The 16,030-nt window shown below is 49.9% G+C and carries 12 protein-coding genes; 5 read left to right on the top strand and 7 right to left on the bottom strand.

Going from position 1 to position 16,030, the window contains the following annotated elements; genetic code table 11:
* Positions 1 to 7: 7 nt before the first annotated feature.
* From porW to uvrC, 3 genes are read left to right on the top strand one after another with little or no spacing between them, the layout of a single operon-like run.
* Positions 8 to 2,611 carry a type IX secretion system periplasmic lipoprotein PorW/SprE gene (gene porW, locus JI741_RS13050; RefSeq protein ID WP_202010088.1) on the top strand — a complete coding sequence of 868 codons (2,604 nt, stop codon included), beginning with the start codon at positions 8 to 10 and terminating at the stop codon, positions 2,609 to 2,611.
* Positions 2,580 to 4,889 (top strand): transglycosylase domain-containing protein, encoded by a 2,310-nt coding sequence (locus JI741_RS13045; protein WP_236676051.1) that lies wholly within the window; start codon positions 2,580 to 2,582, stop codon positions 4,887 to 4,889. The genes porW and JI741_RS13045 overlap by 32 nt, the downstream gene beginning before the upstream one ends.
* A gap of 12 nt (positions 4,890 to 4,901) precedes the next feature.
* Positions 4,902 to 6,698 carry an excinuclease ABC subunit UvrC gene (gene uvrC, locus JI741_RS13040; RefSeq protein ID WP_202010084.1) on the top strand — a complete coding sequence of 599 codons (1,797 nt, stop codon included), beginning with the start codon at positions 4,902 to 4,904 and terminating at the stop codon, positions 6,696 to 6,698.
* Between the two features lie 33 nt (positions 6,699 to 6,731).
* Here uvrC and porN read toward each other — a convergent pair whose 3' ends face one another.
* From porN to JI741_RS13005, 7 genes are all read right to left on the bottom strand, one after another.
* Positions 6,732 to 7,643, bottom strand: coding sequence for a type IX secretion system ring subunit PorN/GldN (gene porN / locus JI741_RS13035; protein ID WP_202010083.1), 912 nt, complete (start codon positions 7,641 to 7,643; stop codon positions 6,732 to 6,734).
* Positions 7,643 to 9,226, bottom strand: a complete 1,584-nt coding sequence (gene porM / locus JI741_RS13030; protein WP_202010081.1) for a type IX secretion system motor protein PorM/GldM — start codon at positions 9,224 to 9,226, stop codon at positions 7,643 to 7,645. The genes porN and porM overlap by 1 nt, the downstream gene beginning before the upstream one ends.
* 42 nt (positions 9,227 to 9,268) lie before the next feature.
* Complete coding sequence (porL, locus tag JI741_RS13025) at positions 9,269 to 10,096, bottom strand: type IX secretion system motor protein PorL/GldL (protein ID WP_202010079.1); 828 nt, start codon at positions 10,094 to 10,096, stop codon at positions 9,269 to 9,271.
* Between the two features lie 70 nt (positions 10,097 to 10,166).
* On the bottom strand, positions 10,167 to 11,252 hold the full coding sequence (gene porK / locus JI741_RS13020) for a T9SS ring complex lipoprotein PorK/GldK (protein ID WP_202010077.1): 1,086 nt from the start codon (positions 11,250 to 11,252) through the stop codon (positions 10,167 to 10,169).
* Positions 11,253 to 11,377: 125 nt separating this feature from the next.
* Positions 11,378 to 12,328 carry a PorP/SprF family type IX secretion system membrane protein gene (locus JI741_RS13015; RefSeq protein WP_202010070.1) on the bottom strand — a complete coding sequence of 317 codons (951 nt, stop codon included), beginning with the start codon at positions 12,326 to 12,328 and terminating at the stop codon, positions 11,378 to 11,380.
* A 110-nt stretch (positions 12,329 to 12,438) separates the two neighbouring features.
* Positions 12,439 to 13,215, bottom strand: coding sequence for a uroporphyrinogen-III synthase (locus JI741_RS13010; protein ID WP_202010068.1), 777 nt, complete (start codon positions 13,213 to 13,215; stop codon positions 12,439 to 12,441).
* Between the two features lie 17 nt (positions 13,216 to 13,232).
* The gene (locus tag JI741_RS13005) at positions 13,233 to 14,336 is read right to left on the bottom strand and encodes a DUF4271 domain-containing protein (protein ID WP_202010066.1); all 1,104 of its coding nucleotides are present in this window, start codon (positions 14,334 to 14,336) and stop codon (positions 13,233 to 13,235) included.
* A 64-nt stretch (positions 14,337 to 14,400) separates the two neighbouring features.
* On the opposite strand from JI741_RS13005, the gene hemW reads away from it, so the two are divergent.
* Positions 14,401 to 15,534 (top strand): radical SAM family heme chaperone HemW, encoded by a 1,134-nt coding sequence (gene hemW, locus JI741_RS13000; protein WP_202010064.1) that lies wholly within the window; start codon positions 14,401 to 14,403, stop codon positions 15,532 to 15,534.
* A 70-nt stretch (positions 15,535 to 15,604) separates the two neighbouring features.
* On the top strand, positions 15,605 to 15,973 hold the full coding sequence (locus JI741_RS12995; protein WP_369411773.1) for a hypothetical protein: 369 nt from the start codon (positions 15,605 to 15,607) through the stop codon (positions 15,971 to 15,973).
* The last annotated feature ends 57 nt before the right edge of the window (positions 15,974 to 16,030 follow it).

Here is a 16,030-nt window from a genome sequence, read left to right as displayed (position 1 = left end):
CACTTGCTTGAGAAGCCCCCTGTCTACCATATCCGTTCTCCTGTTCTGCTTCATCGTCATCGTGTTGTCGGCATGCTCGTCTGAACAAAAAACCATCACGGCACTCGCCTACCACAACACAACGGCGCACTACAACGGTTATTACTATGCGCGCGAAGAGATCAAGAAGATCGAAAAAGACGTGTGGTCAAGCATGGTCGATGACTACAACCGCATCCTTCGCCTATATCCCGCACTCGACTCAACGCTCGCCAAGGGCTACGACAAAGATATTCAGGAAGCCATCAAGATGGCCTCGCTCTCCATTCAACGTCACCCCAACAGCAAGTGGGTAGACGACTCGTATATTCTCGTGGGCAAAGCACGGTTCTACAGCCTCGACTGGGGCAACGCCATCCAGACCTTCAAGTTTGTGAACACAAAGAGTCCCGACCTCAACACCAAACACGCGGCCATCATCCAACTGGTGCGCACCTTCACCGAACATAAAGAATACGCCAACGCACAAGCCGCCATCGACTTTGTGCAGAAGGGCCCGCTCACGAAAAAAAATCAGAAACAACTGCTGCTCGAAAAAGCCTACTTCTATCAGGAACAAGGCGACCTCGACAACATGGTGCGCAACCTCACACAGGCAACGCCCATGCTCAAGAAGAAAGATCGCCCGGGAAGAATCTTTTTCATCATCGGACAGATCTATCAAAAGCTTGGCTTCGAATCGGAGGCCTACAACTATTACAAAAAATGTCTGTCCACCAATCCTGAATACGAAGTTGATTTTTATGCGCGGCTCTACATGGCGCAGGTAACCGAAATCTCGCGCAGCAAAAGTGTGAATGCCGCGCGCAAATCGTTCCGAAAACTTTTGAAGGACAGCAAGAACAAAGAATTCAAAGACAAGATCTACTACGAGATGGGTGTGTTTGAATTGAAACAAAAAAATCTTCCACAGGCCCTGGCCGATTTCAACAAGTCTATCCGCGAAGGCACCAACAAACGCATCGACGGCGAAGCCTACTTGCGGCTTGGTGAAATCTACTACGACACCTTACGCAAATACGAACTCTCGCAAGCCTACTACGACAGCGCCATCAACGCATTGCCCAAAGACTACGAAGGCTATGCGGCCATCAAAGCACGCCAAAGCATTCTGGACGAGTTCGTGAAGAACCTGAACACCATTAAATGGCAAGACAGCCTGCTGGCCATGGCTGGCATGGACTCACTGGCCCTCCGTGCCCGCATCGACTCTTCGTTCCAGGCCAAAAAGGCGTTGGCCGAAAAAAGCGAAGGCAAGAAAAAGAAAAAGCGAAACCGCGTCGACATCCAGTCGAACACCAACAACATTTTCAACACGGGCGAGGAAGGACAGACCGAAGAAGCCGCCGATTGGTATTTCGGAAACCCCTCGGCCATGTCGCTGGGACAATCGGAATTTAAGCGCCTGTGGGGCGACGTTCCCCTCGAAGACAACTGGCGCAGATCGCTTCGCTCGGCCTCGGCAACACGCCCGGACGAATCGCTCACCGACACAGCCACGCCCGCTGCCACCGACCAAAAAGCCGCCACGGCAGCGGCACCCAGCGACCCGGTTGCCGCCGAGTATGCACGCGTCGACAAACAAATTCCGCGCACCGACGAACAAAAGCAAGAAGCCTACAAAAAAATCGAAGACGCCTATTTCAACCTGGGCGACATCTACTACTTCAAGCTGCTGGAAAAAGACAACGCCGTGACGTCCTACAACACATTGCTGAATCGCTTTCCCGAAACTGAATATGAACCCGAAATTCTCTACAAGCTTTACCTCATCTTCAAAGATTCCGATCCGGCAAAAGCCGAAGGATATGCCTCGCGTTTAAAAACAAAATATCCCAACTCCGACTTTGCCAAAACCCTCATCAACCCCGACTATTTGAAAGAGTCGAGCCAAACGGCAGAGAAACAAAAAGAAGTCTACAAAACCAGCTACGAACACTATCAGAACGGCGAATACCGTCTGGCACTCCAAACCCTGAACGAGGCCGCAGCCATGGGCGAAACCTCATTCACACCAAACCTGGATCTATTGAAGATCCTCATCCTGGGCAAAACCGACGACATCAACAAATATCAATACGAGCTCGGCGAGTTCATCAAGAGTCATCCCGACGATCCCCTGTCGGCCTACGCCAAAAAATTGTTGGAGGCATCCCGCACATTCCTCGAACAACAGGAGAAAGTGAAAACCATTCAATACATCCGTTCGCTGGAAGAGCCACACTATTTCGTGCTCGTGCACAAAAAGGCCGACAACCTCAGCGCCGTGGTGTCGGGCATGCTGGAGCGATTTAACGAAGCCAATTTCAAGGAGATGAAATTAAAGACGAGCAACATGGTGCTAAACGACGAATATATCCTCACCCTTGTCGACGAATTACCGCGTGTGAGCGCCGCATTGGAATACAAACAAACATTCAACGAAAAGCTTCCCACACTTACCGAGCTCAGGAACCATAAATTCCATAGCTTTGTCATTACGAAAGACAATTTCGATATTTTTTACCGAACAAAAGGTCTGGATGAATACCTCAAATTCTTTGAAAGAAACTATCCCGCAGAAATTCAATAAGATTCTGCTCACGCGAAATCCCTGGTTTAAAAAAGCTACCAAAGGCATCTGGATTCTTTTTCTCTGTGTCGTTCTCGGCTTCCCGCTCTATGTGCTCTCCGTGAGTGTGAACCTGTTCGGTTTGTTTGGCGACATGCCCAGCCTGAAGGCCATCGAAAATCCTAAAAACGATTTGTCATCCGAACTCATCTCGGCCGATGGCATTTCGCTGGGGCGCTATTTCCGCTTCAATCGCAGCCAGGTCACCTACGATCAGCTGTCGCCCGACCTGGTAAACACCTTGCTGCTCTCCGAAGACCATCGCTTCTACGATCACTCGGGGCTCGACTTCCGGGCCTACATGCGCGTGATCTTCGGCGTCGTCACCTTCAGCTCGTCGTCCAAAGGCGGCGGCAGCACCATCACACAACAGCTGGCCAAAAACCTTTTCAGCACCCGGGGCGAGGAATTGGATGGACCGTTGATGGTGGGACCGCTGCGCATCCTCATCAGCAAAACCAAAGAGTGGATCATTTCCGTGAAGCTGGAAAAGAATTTCACAAAAGAAGAGATCATCACCATGTATCTCAACACAAGCGATTTCAGCAGCAACGCCTACGGCATCAAAGTGGCTGCAGAAACCTACTTCGACAAACAACCCTCCGAGTTGAACGTGCAGGAGTCGGCCGTGCTGGTGGGCATGTTGCAGGCGCCCTCGTTCTATAACCCCAAACGCAATCCCAACAACGCGCTCACAAAACGAAACGAAGTGCTGTATAAACTCTACAGCCACGGCTACATTAAATCACAAGCCCAATACGATTCGCTGCGCAAACTTCCCATCCACCTCGACTTCGCCGTGCAAAATCAAAACGAAGGACTGGCCACCTACTTCAGAACCGTCATCCTCAACGACCTCATGAACTGGTGCAAGGAACACGGCTACGACCTGTGGGAATCGGGCCTCAAGATCCACACCACCCTCGACAGCCGCATGCAACGCTATGCCGAAGAGGCGATGGCCGAAAGCATGAAGCCCCAGCAAAAAACATTCGACACACACTGGAAGGGGAAAAATCCCTGGATCGACGAGAAGTGGAACGAGATCAAAGGCTTCCTCGACTCGCGCATCAAACAAACCGAAACCTATCGCAACCTCGTGGCACGCTATGGCGAAGGCAACGACTCCGTGAAGATCATGCTGAAACTGAAAAAGCCCATGACCATCTTCACCTGGAACGGCGAACGCGACACCCTCTTCAGCTCCATGGACTCGCTCAATTACTACAAGCGTTTCCTCCACGCGGGTTTTATGTCTATGGACGCACGCACCGGCGCCATCAAAGCATGGGTGGGTGGCATCAATCACAAATACTTTAAATACGATCACGTCCGGCAAGGCACACGTCAACCCGGTTCATCTTTCAAACCCTTTGTGTATGGCACGGCCATGGAAACCGGCTACAATCCCTGCCTCAAGTTGCAGGACGTGTCGCCCACCTTCAAAGTGCCTGGAGGAACGTGGAGTCCACCCAATGCCGAAGGCGATCGCGGAACAGGAGAGTGGATGACCATGCGCCAGGCGATGGCTAAATCAAAAAACTCCATCACCGCACAAGTACTCCAACGCGTCGGGGAAGTGAACGTCGTGAACTTTGCGCACCGCGTGGGCATAACCAGTCCGCTGGATGCTGTGCCGTCGTTGTGTCTGGGTGTAAGCGATGTGTCGCTCTATGAAATTGTAGGGGCCTATAGCACGTTCGTCAACGCGGGCATCCACACCGAACCTTTCTACATCACCCGCATCGAAGACAAGAACGGAAACGTGATCGAGAACTTTGTTCCTAAAACACAACAGGCCATCAGCGAACAAACCGCCTACAAAATGATCTACATGCTCATGGGAGGCGTGCAGGAAGAAGGCGGAACCTCGCGCGGACTGAATTTCAACCTTCGCACCGACAATGAAATTGGCGGGAAGACCGGCACCACAAACAACGCATCCGACGGATGGTATATGGGCATCACCCGCGACCTCGTGTCGGGCGCATGGGTTGGCGGCGACGAGCGAAGCATCCACTACAAACAATGGGATCTTGGTCAAGGCTCCAAAACGGCCCGCCCCATATGGGAAAAGTTCATGATCAAAGTATACGCCGACCAATCGTTGGAGTATAAGAAGGGACAGTTTCGACGACCGTCGGCCAAAATGGATATCACTTTCGACTGTAGTGCATATGAACTTCCCGACGACGATTCGGGCACAGCACAAGAAGACTGGAATCCCAACAACGAATAAAAAAGATGCTCTATGTATGACCGGCTCAAAGAAGTCGTTCAGCGATTGCCTGAATCTCCGGGCGTCTATCGTTTCTACAACGATGAAGACGTGCTCATCTATGTGGGCAAGGCAAAGAGCTTAAAGAAAAGAGTAAGCAGCTACTTCAACAAGGCCGCCGGCGTCAACCGGAAAACGCTGAAGCTGGTGTCTGAAATTGAGCGGATCGATTTCACCGTATCCAATTCGGAGTTTGATGCCCTGTTGCTGGAGAACAACTTCATCAAACAAAACCAGCCCAAGTATAACATCCTGCTGAAGGACGACAAGACCTTTCCCTACCTGGTGATTCTGAAGGAACGATTCCCACGCATCATCTACACCCGCAAGTACATTCCCAAGCAGGGCGAATACTTTGGTCCTTTCTCCAGCGTGGTGGCCATGAAAAATGTGCTAGAGCTAACGCTGAAGCTATACTCCATCCGAACCTGCAACCTGTTGCTCACCGAAGCCAACATCGCGCAGAAAAAATTCAAGGTCTGCCTGGAATATCACCTCGGCAATTGCAAAGGTCCCTGCGAAGCCTTCCAGGACGAAAAATCCTACCTGGAAGAAATTGACCAGGCGCGCAACATTCTGAAGGGCAACCTCAGCATCGTCTACCAGAACTTCACCAACAACATGAAGACGGCTGCGGCCAACATGGAGTTCGAACGGGCGCACCTATACAAAGAAAAGCTCGACACGCTGGAGCGCTTCCAATCCAAGTCGCTCGTGGTCAACCGCGACCTCACCGACATCGACGTGTGCACCATCACCAGCACAGAGTCGTATGCCTACGTGAACTACCTGCAGATCACGGAGGGCGCCATCATCTTTTCAAAAACCATCGAAGTAAAAAAGAAGCTCGACGAACCCGACGACGAAATCCTCAGCTTCTCCGTATTCGAATTCCGCGAACAGACACACAGCAAGAATAAACTCATCCTCAGCAACATCGCCGTCACCTTACTGGAAGACAAAGTAGAAAACGTTATCCCACAAATTGGCGACAAACGAAAGCTCCTGGCGTTGTCGATCAAGAACGCGCTGGAATTGAAGAAGGAGAGAGAAATATTCCGCGAAGGAAAAAAATCAAAGCAAAAAGAAGTGCTCATGATCCTTCAAAAGGACCTGCACCTTCAAAACCTTCCCCTCATCATCGAGTGCTTCGACAACTCAAACTTCCAGGGCACCACACCCGTGGCGTCGATGGTGCGTTTTGTCGATGGCAAAGCCGACAAGAAAGGCTACCGGCACTTCAACATCAAAACCGTTGAAGGCCCCAACGACTTTGCGTCGATGAAAGAAATTGTAGGTCGTCGCTACAAAAGAATTCTGGAAGAAGCCGGAAAACTGCCAAGCCTCATTGTGGTCGACGGTGGCAAAGGCCAGTTGAGCAGCGCTGTCGAAGCCCTTCAGGAACTAAACATCTACGGACAAATTCCTATCATCGGCATCGCCAAGCGACTCGAAGAAATATATTATCCCGACGACTCCCTGCCGCTGCACATCAGCAAAAAATCTCCCGGCCTTCTATTGCTCCAGCAAATCCGCGACGAGGCTCACCGCTTCGCCATCACCTTCCACCGGCAAAAACGCAGCAAGGGCGCACTCAAAACAGAAATGGAGGGACTGGAAGGCATCGGCGAAAAAACCGCCATGACGTTGCTTCAGCACTTCAAGTCGGTCAAAAAAATCAAGAATGCTTCATTCGAAGAAATCGAGAAGCTGGTGGGGAAGAAGAAAGCCGAGATCATTTTGGGTATAAAAGAAAAGGAGGTCAATTGACCTCCCTTTTCTAAAATATCAAAAAGCAAACTCTTAGAATTCCCACAGGTTGTGCTCTTTCTCCATGAGCATCATCTCTGTCCACTCGCGAGCCCAAACGCCTTCTCTGTAAGGACGTCCGTTGCCACGGTAAGTGTCGTCGATAGTCTCATCGTCAGGATTTTGCACTTTATAGATTGAGCCTTGGAACAGTCTCAGCAAAAATGCATCGGCAAAGTTTTTGTTTTGCGCCGTGTTCTGGCGGTTAAACCAAACTGCTTTGGGGATGTTGTTGCGGAACACTTTTTCCAGGTCTTTGTACTTGAACCAGCCAAGGGAGTTGTCGATACCCGTTGTTGTTTTTGCACCGGGAACGATAATTTCAAAACCTTGAATGTCGTAGTACAGTCTCGATCTTCTTCTGTCGAAAATGATGTCTTCCATCAAGTGAATGGTGCTCATGTCGCCAACAGCATACTCAAGTCCGCTACCCTGGTTGGTAGGAGCCCAGTAGTCGCTGGTGTCTTCGCTCGGGGTAATGCCCTTGCTGTCTTGCACCGCGCGGTAGTTCTTGCCGTTAAAGCTCACGATGTCGTCCGTATAGAACTCTGTGGCCGGTGCCCAGGCGGGGAAGCTTTGTGCTTGCTCCGACACGAGACGGTTCAGGAAGTCCTGCTTCGATAATTTCGTGGTCAAAGAGTCACTTGTATAAATATCTGTTATCTCGCCGGACTTAATAGCGTCAACAATGAGCTTGCTCAACTCGCCGTTCTTGGCGAAGAAGCCCTTGTTTTGCTTTTCCCGGAGATCGATATTCCTCCACACGCGCACTTTGTAGTGCTGCTCATACACGGGAATTGGATTGAGCGAATTCGGATTGTACTGTACTTCCAAATCCTGCACTTCCTGCGCAAATGCGCTGGTGAGTCCAATCGAAAACAGTGTTATAAAAATGCTCTTTTTCATTAGTTTATCGGTACGGTTATAATACCACTTGATCCTTTAACTGAAACCTTTTCTTCAGAGTCGGTAAATGTTCTGCGCGATACTTCCTTGATGTCGATGATGATGCGGTCGCCAGGTCTGGCTTGGCTGCTCCATGCACGCAAGTCAGGGTTTTCGTTGGTAGCGTTCATACGCTGCACACCGGCTGTTCCACGACCCAGGATCACTTCAGCACGTTTAATTTTGTAGCGGGCATCCTTAGGAACTTCTTCTTTGAAGTTATTTTCAGGCTCAGCCACAAAACGAAGGTTCGCGATCTGGTTAGGTTTGATACCATTTCTCAAATCTACAGGTGTGCTTCCAATGTAGGCTATGTAGCGGGGATCCGGAACGTTTTTCACGTCGAAGATCTGATCGCCGATTTTTGTGCCACCACTCGATACACCCACAGTAATTCTGCGAGCCGAAGGAATGATAACTACAGCGCCGGGCTTAGCTCCTTTACGAATCTCGGCGCTGGCACCGGAGAATGAAGGGTTGTAAGTTGTTCCCAGTGCAGGAACTTCAATGTTAACCGTGTTACCACAGTTCATGTAAAGCGTAGGCGCGTTACCGGTCGTTACCTTGATGATAGGCTGAGCCACCAGGTAAGTAACGTCCTTCTCGTAGGGCTTGCCATCGATCATGATCTTGGCTTTGAACGACTGCTTGGAGTATCCGTCTTTGTCGTAGTTTCCACCTTTCGCTGTAAACTTAACTTTACCCATCTTGATACCACCTTCGTCTGCAATCTGCAGTTTAGCACCGTTGTAGTACATCTCAGGCGTGAGGCCCGAAGCCGAAGCCGTGATAAACATGTCGGCCTCATAGGTTGCACCGGCAGCCACCACGGAAGATACCGGGCGAACCATAGGCACAATCTGGTCGAATTTCACAATTTCAGCACCAGCCTTTTCTGCCAGAATGTTCAATGCGCGGCTTTCGTAGGCCAGCACTTCAGTTTGAATCTGGGTTACGGATGCATACGCCGCTACGGGAGGTGTGTTCTCAAACGTAAAGGTCAAGAAGTCCTTGTTCGCGTGCTTGTTGTTGTCTTTGAAAGCATCGAGTTGGCTCGGAGGCTTGGCCAGGGTTTCGAATTTGTCGCCGGTAAGCGACTCAAGCGACTTGCGATATTCTTCAAGTCTCTTCACGAATTCTGTTCCGGTACCACCGTCTTTATCGATCATCATCGTGGCCACGGCAGAGCTGTGATTGTTGATGAATTTTTCGTCGATCTTTTGAGATTCTGCTTTATCAAGCATCTTCTTCTTCACTTCGTTGATATAGGTCACCGTGTTCTGTGCGAGCTCGCGCACTTTCTTGGCGTTATCAACAGCTTGCTTAACAGCGGCATCATCGCTCTTTCCGCCGTCCGAAACAATTTTACCAAGCTGATCGGAGTTCTTTTGGGTTGCATCCAGTATCACACCGTCAAGCGTATTATTGATGATGGCAAACTTCTCGAGTACCGCGTTACTTACTTGCAGCGCGAGCAACGCCGTAAGCACGAGGTACATCATGCCAATCATCTTCTGACGCGGGGTCTCTTTTCCACCTGCCATGATTACTTTATTTTTAAGTTAAACGTTAAAAATCCAATTTCATTATGCTGCATTCTGTCCGCCGCCTTTCATCGCGGTGAGCATGCTGCCGTAAACCTTGTTCAACGAAGTCAGGTTGTCGGTGAGCTTGCCAAGTTCGGATGTGAACTTCGCAGTGTTGTCGCCCACTTTCGACAGTCCGGTCATTGCGCCGGTCAGGCTTTCGTAGAACTTGTTCATGTTTTTAACGTGGCTATCGGCGTCTTTCAATTCCATTTCATAAACAGAATTAAGGGCAGCCAGATTCTTGGTCACTTTCTGAACTTGTGAGTGATATTCACCCGCATCTTTCGATGCTTCAGACATGCTCGACACAGCCTTGATAGCCGTATCGTATGACTTGTTCATTTCCAAAAGTTGTGTAGAAGCTTTTTTCACGTTGGTAGCGTAGTCGTTAGTGGCTACGGCCGCATCGGAAAGGTTCGACATTTTCTTGGCAGAGTCTGCCAGGTTTGTCAGGCCTTTGCCCAGGCTATCCAACAGTTCGGGGCCGATTTTAGCTTTTTCAAGCGATACGTCCAGTTGTTGTGTCAACGATGCTCCGGCAGGCTTGTTCGAGATACGCGTGGGGGCTGCAGGGGCTTCATAGTCTTCGCCAAGTTCGGGATACACTTTCGACCAATCGGGCTCTTGATGAGGCGGCTCAAAAGCACTTAAGAAGAAGATGATCGCTTCTGTGGTCAACCCGATAAACAGCATTTGGTCAGCACCTTCGTAGTGGAGAATTTTAAATAACGCACCAATAATTACGACTGCCGCACCAATACCGTAGACTTTTGGCATTATAGTTTTGTAGAGAAGTTCAACAAATCCGCCTTTTTTCTTGCTCATTGTAGTAATGGTTTAAGTTTTGCCTTTTGATATTTTAAAAGATAATGAAAAAATAGAGTTTGCTCGTGGACTAGAATTCCTGACCGGACGAACGACCCAGGTGCGTCATAGCGCAACGGAAGCCGATATATGCCCGGGTAGAATCTTTAAATTCGTAGGTACGTGTTCCTGTTTCCAAGTAGTATGCAACGTCCTTCCATGAACCACCGCGAACTACTTTCTTCGGAGGAACACGTGGGTTGTATTTGGCACTTTCGGGATTTGTTCTAGGATCGATGTACTGCGGGTTCAAGTCCCACACGGTGGGCACCGAAGCCGGGTTGAAGTCGTCGAGGCACCATTCGCTCACGTTGCCCGACATGTCATAAAGACCATAGTCGTTGGGGAAGTAAGACTGCACCGGCGAAGAGTACGCAAAGCCGTCGTCATAGAAGTTACCACGACCAGGTTTGAAGTTGGCCAACATACATCCTTTCGAGTTCCGGATGTAAGGGTTACCCCAGGGATACTTTGCCATGTCGCGACCGCCGCGGGCTGCATATTCCCATTCTGCTTCTGAGGGCAGACGGAACGCCGGCATCGGGAAGTCACCCACGCTCTTGCGGTAGTCGTTCAGGTAGGCGGTTCTCCATTGTCCGAAGAACACAGCCGCATCCCAGTTCACACCCACCACAGGGTAGTCGTCATAGCCGGGGTGCCAGTAGTAGTAGTCCTGAATAGGATCGCCCATGTGGTGTGCGAAATCGCGAACCCATGCTGCGGTGTCAGGATAATACTTCTGACGGAACGTCTCAGCATCCACAGTCTCAAAACCTTCGATGCTGCCGTTGTCGACGAGGAAAAAATTCGTGAATTGACGGTACTCGTTGTTTGTGATTTCTGTATCGTCCATGAAGAACGAACCGATCGTTACCTGCTTGTTGAAGTTGATCTGCGTAGATGCAGGGTCTTCATCCGCTTGCCCCATGTGGAATGTACCAGCGGGAATGGGCACCATTCCATAGGGGATGGTCATCACCCAGCCTTCACGCCCGGATACACCAACGAGTTCACCCTGGTCGCCACCTTTTTTGCCGCCAAGGCCAAGTAATCCACACGCACTAGCAATAGCGCCTGCGAATACTAAAACTACTTTAGAAACAACCGATTTATTCATACTTCTGCTCAGTTTGTCTACGCTTAAATTTTAAGGCTCGAAAGTTAACTTTTATTCACTTGACTTTTTTGAGAAACTATTTACAAATTCCACAAATTCTTAAAAATACCAAAATCAAATGTCGGCTAGTGCCTATAGCGAGGGGTCCGAACGACTTTTTTGCCGCTACCCGGATTCACTGGAAGGTCATAACTCAACATAAATTCAAATGAAAAACTTTCTTTGGCGGCACGATCCTTCACAATGAAGTCGATCGCCGTGCCCATTTTCAACGACTTGTCCTTAAGAAGGGAATAGCCCAACAGCAAGCTGGCGGCCTCTGCTTGTCTAAACGCCAGGCCTCCCCACATCGTATCTTTGATGTAGGCGATACCCGCCAGGTCTACTTGTGTCTTGTTCAAATCGGTGCGCACCGCTGTGGTAAATTGCACCTTCAGGTCGAAGCTCACTTCATAGAAGTAGCCACCGGTGAAGTTGATGTGATTCACCAACGCACCGCGCACACTGTCAAGACCGAAGTTGAAGTTGGAACGGAGCAAGTGGTTGAAACCCATGCCGAGATAATACTTCTCAGCCCTGTAAAAAACACCCAACCCTAAGTCGGGCTTTATCTGCGACTCCTTGCCTTCGATGATCAGGGGATCATTCTCTTGCACGAAGCGATAGTGTTTGCCATTGATGGTTTGTGAGTAGACACCGGCTTTAATACCGAAGCTTAGTTTGGTGTCTTTGATGCCGAGATGATAGGCGTATGATACTTGTGCTTCGAGGTTGTTCTGCGGACCCAGGTTATCGTTGATGATGTAGGCACCGGCGCCGCTTCTGAGTTTGTTGATGGGCGTGTTGAAGGTCACCATCTGTGTGGTAGGAGCACCACCGTCTCCGAAGCTTGACTGATATCCTAGCCATTGACTCCGGTGAATGGCCGAGAAACGGGTAACACCGTCAACCCCCGCGAACGCTGGTGTCATGTACAAGTTATTGAACATGTATTGCGTGAATAGGGGGTCTTGCTGAGCAAAAGCACCTGCTCCTAGAAGCAGCAGCGAGAGGGTATAAAAAGTCCTTTTCAGCATTAAGTTTAAAAAGTAGAAGCTAAAGTAAACGCTTTTTTACGACACTTTCAACTAATGTAATTAAAGTGTAATAAAAAATGTGACTTAGTAAAATTCAAAGGATGAAGTAGTTATTTGATGCCGTTCGCCTTCTTAATATAGAGTTCGAGGGCTCCGGTCATAGACGGAGCGTTGGGCAGCGGAGCTTCAATATCGAGGATCAAACCGGCGTCGCGAACGGCCTTGGCGGTGGTTGGACCGAACACGGCAATGCGCGTGTTGTTCTGCTTAAACTCCGGGAAGTTCACGAACAACGAGTTGATGCCCGAAGGGCTGAAGAAGGCCAGAATGTCGTAGAAAACCTCTTTCAGGTCCGACAGATCGGCGGCAACGGTATGGTATATGATCGCTTCCGTGTAGTGGTATCCGCCGTCTTTCAAAAAATCGGGAATGTCATTCTTGCGGATGTCCGAACAGGGGAAGAGATACTTTTCGTTCTTGTGTTTTTTCAGGATCTCCAAAAGATCTTGTGCCGTTTTCAGGCCCGTAAAGATCTTGCGCTTACGGATCACGATATACTTTTGGAGGTAGTTCGAGGTTTGCTCGGAGATGCAGAAGTATTTCATCTCGGGCGGCATTTCAACTTTCAGTTCCTGGCAGATGTGGAAGAAATGATCCACAGCGTTGCGGCTGGTAAAGATGATGGCCGTGTGATTGAGGATATCAATCTTCTGTTTACGGAATTCTTTCACCGGCACAGGCTCCACCTGTATGAAGGGCCTGAAGTCGATCTTCAGGTTAAACTTTTCAGCAAGTTTCAGATAGGGCGAATTAGCATCTGCTGGGAATTCTTGGGTTACCAGGATACTCTTCACTTTGCGCATCCTGTCAGTAGCAATTTCACTCATCACTAAACGAATTCGGGCTAATTATAAAGAACCTTAATTGTGATCAGAAAGGGTATCAATTCCGTCGCACAAATGTACGAAAATAAATGGAACATTGAGTGACCCATGTGTCGCTGCAATTTTAAAATGATGAGCAGGGTCCATCCGGCCAGCAACCACGACATCACACTCAGCAAAAAAACATAGAAGCCTTCGCGTTGTCCGTGCGTCACAAAATACAGAAACAAAATGATGGTGAGAATTCCGAAAACGCCGAGCAGCAAACGCACCCAATTGAAGAAATGTATGCCCGCAATTTCCCGCATGCCAAACACGAACGAGAGCCCGTAAACCAGCACGATCTTCATAAAAAACAACGTCAGCACGATAAAACTCAGTTCAAGCCACTGGCGCATAGCCTCCCAGAAGGTGTCGGCCTGAAACGCCAGCGCCGCCGAATAGTGCGCCGGCAAAAAATGAAAAATGATCACCAGATAGTAGCCCAGCATCAAACTGCTGTAGGCATAAAACAGAATGTTAATGCTGCTGGTGATGCGCGAATAGACCTGACTTTCTTCGCCTTCACGCATGGAAAATATTTTCGTAATAGAAAAATAATCGGAGGTCAGTTTGGGGTTAAGCTTGATAATGATCACCAGCATGGTCAGCAAAATGAGCATCCCCACAATCGCAAAGTCGCGAAAGGAAGAAAATTTCAATGGTGAAACATCGGTCGACGATGCGGGCGACACGGTTTCCAGCGTTGTCTGCAATCCTCCCTCCTTGATCTTTGCCTGGTGCACGCCCACCTGCAAAACCGGTGTGCGGAAAATTTTTCGCAGGCTATCAATTTTCAGATACAGCCCTGTGCTGTGTTGTGCCGCCAGCTGGCCGTTCACAAACAGCGAAAAAGGTTCGGTGCTGTTCACGTGCAACACCACACCGGGAAACTTGGCCGCCTCAATCCAGAAGTAGACCGTGCTCACGTCTGATTTTTTGTTGAAGGGCTCAAAGGCATCGCCCTGGTTCACCTGCCATTCGGCGTGCAGGTCTTTCAGCACGGTATAGTCCTGGCCCAACACGCGCGGAATGCCCACTCCACAGAGCAGCACGATCAGCAAAAAATGGATGGTTGGCTTCATATAATTTTCAAAAGTATCAGAATCTCGTCTTATATCCGAAATGCAAGTAGTTTTGTAGCTCATTATGGCCGGTATTTACCTTCATATCCCGTTCTGCAAACAGGCGTGTCACTACTGCGACTTTCATTTTTCGACCAACCTCGATAACAGGGCGTCTATCGTGGCGGCCATAACGGAAGAGTTGGTGTTGCAGCGCGACTACCTTCAGGGCGAGCGCGTCAATACCGTCTATTTTGGTGGCGGCACTCCCTCCCTTCTCTCGGAAGCGGAATTGAACGGCATGCTGGACACGCTTTACAAGACCTTTCCCGTCAACACCGGCGCCGAATTCACCCTCGAAGCAAATCCCGACGACCTCACAAAAGACAAACTGGCATCGCTCCGCCGGTCGGGCATCAACCGGCTCAGCATCGGCATCCAGTCGTTCGACGATGCCGTGTTGAAATTTCTGAACCGCGCCCACAATGCCACTCTGGCTTCACAATGTGTCGTGGATGCCTACGACGCAGGCTTTGAAAACATCAGCATCGACCTCATCTATGCCATTCCCGACCAGACGGAGGCCGTGTGGGAAGAAAATATTCAGAAGGCGCTGAACCTGAACCCCCAGCACATTTCGTCCTACTCGCTCACCATTGAGCAGAAGACGGCCTTTGGGCGCTGGGCTGCCGCCGGAAAACTTCGTCCTGTAGACGACGACCTGGCCGGCCAGCAGTTGCAGGTGCTTGTGGGGCGCCTGGAGGGTGCTGGGTTCGATCAATATGAAGTGTCCAACTTTGCATTGCCCGGCTTCCAGTCGCGCCACAACAGCAGCTATTGGAAATCTGAGGCCTATCTGGGTGTGGGGCCAAGCGCCCATTCCTACAATGGCGCACACCGGCAATTCAACATCAGCAACAATTCTCTTTACCTGAAAGCCCTGCAGGCGAAAACGATTCCCGCCACGCGCGAGGAGCTCACACGCGAAGACCAGATCAACGACTACCTGCTCACCACCCTGCGCACCGCCTGGGGAGCAGACCTCACGCACATCTTCAACACATGGCACTACGATGTGCCCACAACACACGGCCCCTATCTCAACGACTTGCTCCGCAGCCAGTATGCATCGCTCGACAACAACATTTTGCGCCTCACCAGGCGCGGCAAGCTGCTGGCCGACAAGATTGCGTCCGATCTATTTTTGCTAACGCCCTGACTACCCTATGGCGGGTTGAATATCTTTTGTAATTTTCGATACCCAATTCATTCGAAATAATTTGCGCGCCGTGAAATCGACCGAAGAAAAGAAAGTGTACATGCTCCTGAAGTCCGTTATCTTCCACTATCACGGTCTGGACGAACAGGAAAAACAGGACCTCGAACGAACGGCCAACGAGCTGGATGCGCACGCCGAATATCAATGGGCCCTCGAATTTGTGTCGCAAGACCACATCACTTCCTTCGAACGCGCACGCCACTACCTGAACGACATCATTGCCGACTATACCAAGGAAAAACGCATCGAACTCATCAACATGGTGTGGCAGGCCAACAACCTGAAGGGCTACGTAACAGAAATGGAAGCAACGGCCATGCTGAAGCTGGCCAAAGACTGGAACGTGCAACGCGAACTGATAGACCTCGTGTTGAAATAATACACCGGAGACAAAAATCCGGTCACAAAAAAAGCCCCGACATGTCGGGGCTTTTTT

Origin of the sequence: Chryseolinea lacunae (genome assembly GCF_016735595.1) — a bacterium.
GTDB classification, from domain to species: Bacteria; Bacteroidota; Bacteroidia; order Cytophagales; family Cyclobacteriaceae; genus Chryseolinea; species Chryseolinea lacunae.
The sequence above is the reverse complement of the archived record's forward strand: the minus strand, read 5'-3'. Positions and strand labels throughout refer to the sequence as shown.

Coding starts and splice junctions, on each gene's coding strand:
- uvrC (WP_202010084.1), top strand. CDS start 4,902: ATGTATGACCGGCTCAAAGAAGTCGTTCAGCGATTGCCTGAATCTCCG.
- porN (WP_202010083.1), bottom strand. CDS start 7,643: ATGAAAAAGAGCATTTTTATAACACTGTTTTCGATTGGACTCACCAGC.
- porM (WP_202010081.1), bottom strand. CDS start 9,226: ATGGCAGGTGGAAAAGAGACCCCGCGTCAGAAGATGATTGGCATGATG.
- porL (WP_202010079.1), bottom strand. CDS start 10,096: ATGAGCAAGAAAAAAGGCGGATTTGTTGAACTTCTCTACAAAACTATA.
- porK (WP_202010077.1), bottom strand. CDS start 11,252: ATGAATAAATCGGTTGTTTCTAAAGTAGTTTTAGTATTCGCAGGCGCT.
- JI741_RS13015 (WP_202010070.1), bottom strand. CDS start 12,328: ATGCTGAAAAGGACTTTTTATACCCTCTCGCTGCTGCTTCTAGGAGCA.
- JI741_RS13010 (WP_202010068.1), bottom strand. CDS start 13,215: ATGAGTGAAATTGCTACTGACAGGATGCGCAAAGTGAAGAGTATCCTG.
- JI741_RS13005 (WP_202010066.1), bottom strand. CDS start 14,336: ATGAAGCCAACCATCCATTTTTTGCTGATCGTGCTGCTCTGTGGAGTG.
- hemW (WP_202010064.1), top strand. CDS start 14,401: ATGGCCGGTATTTACCTTCATATCCCGTTCTGCAAACAGGCGTGTCAC.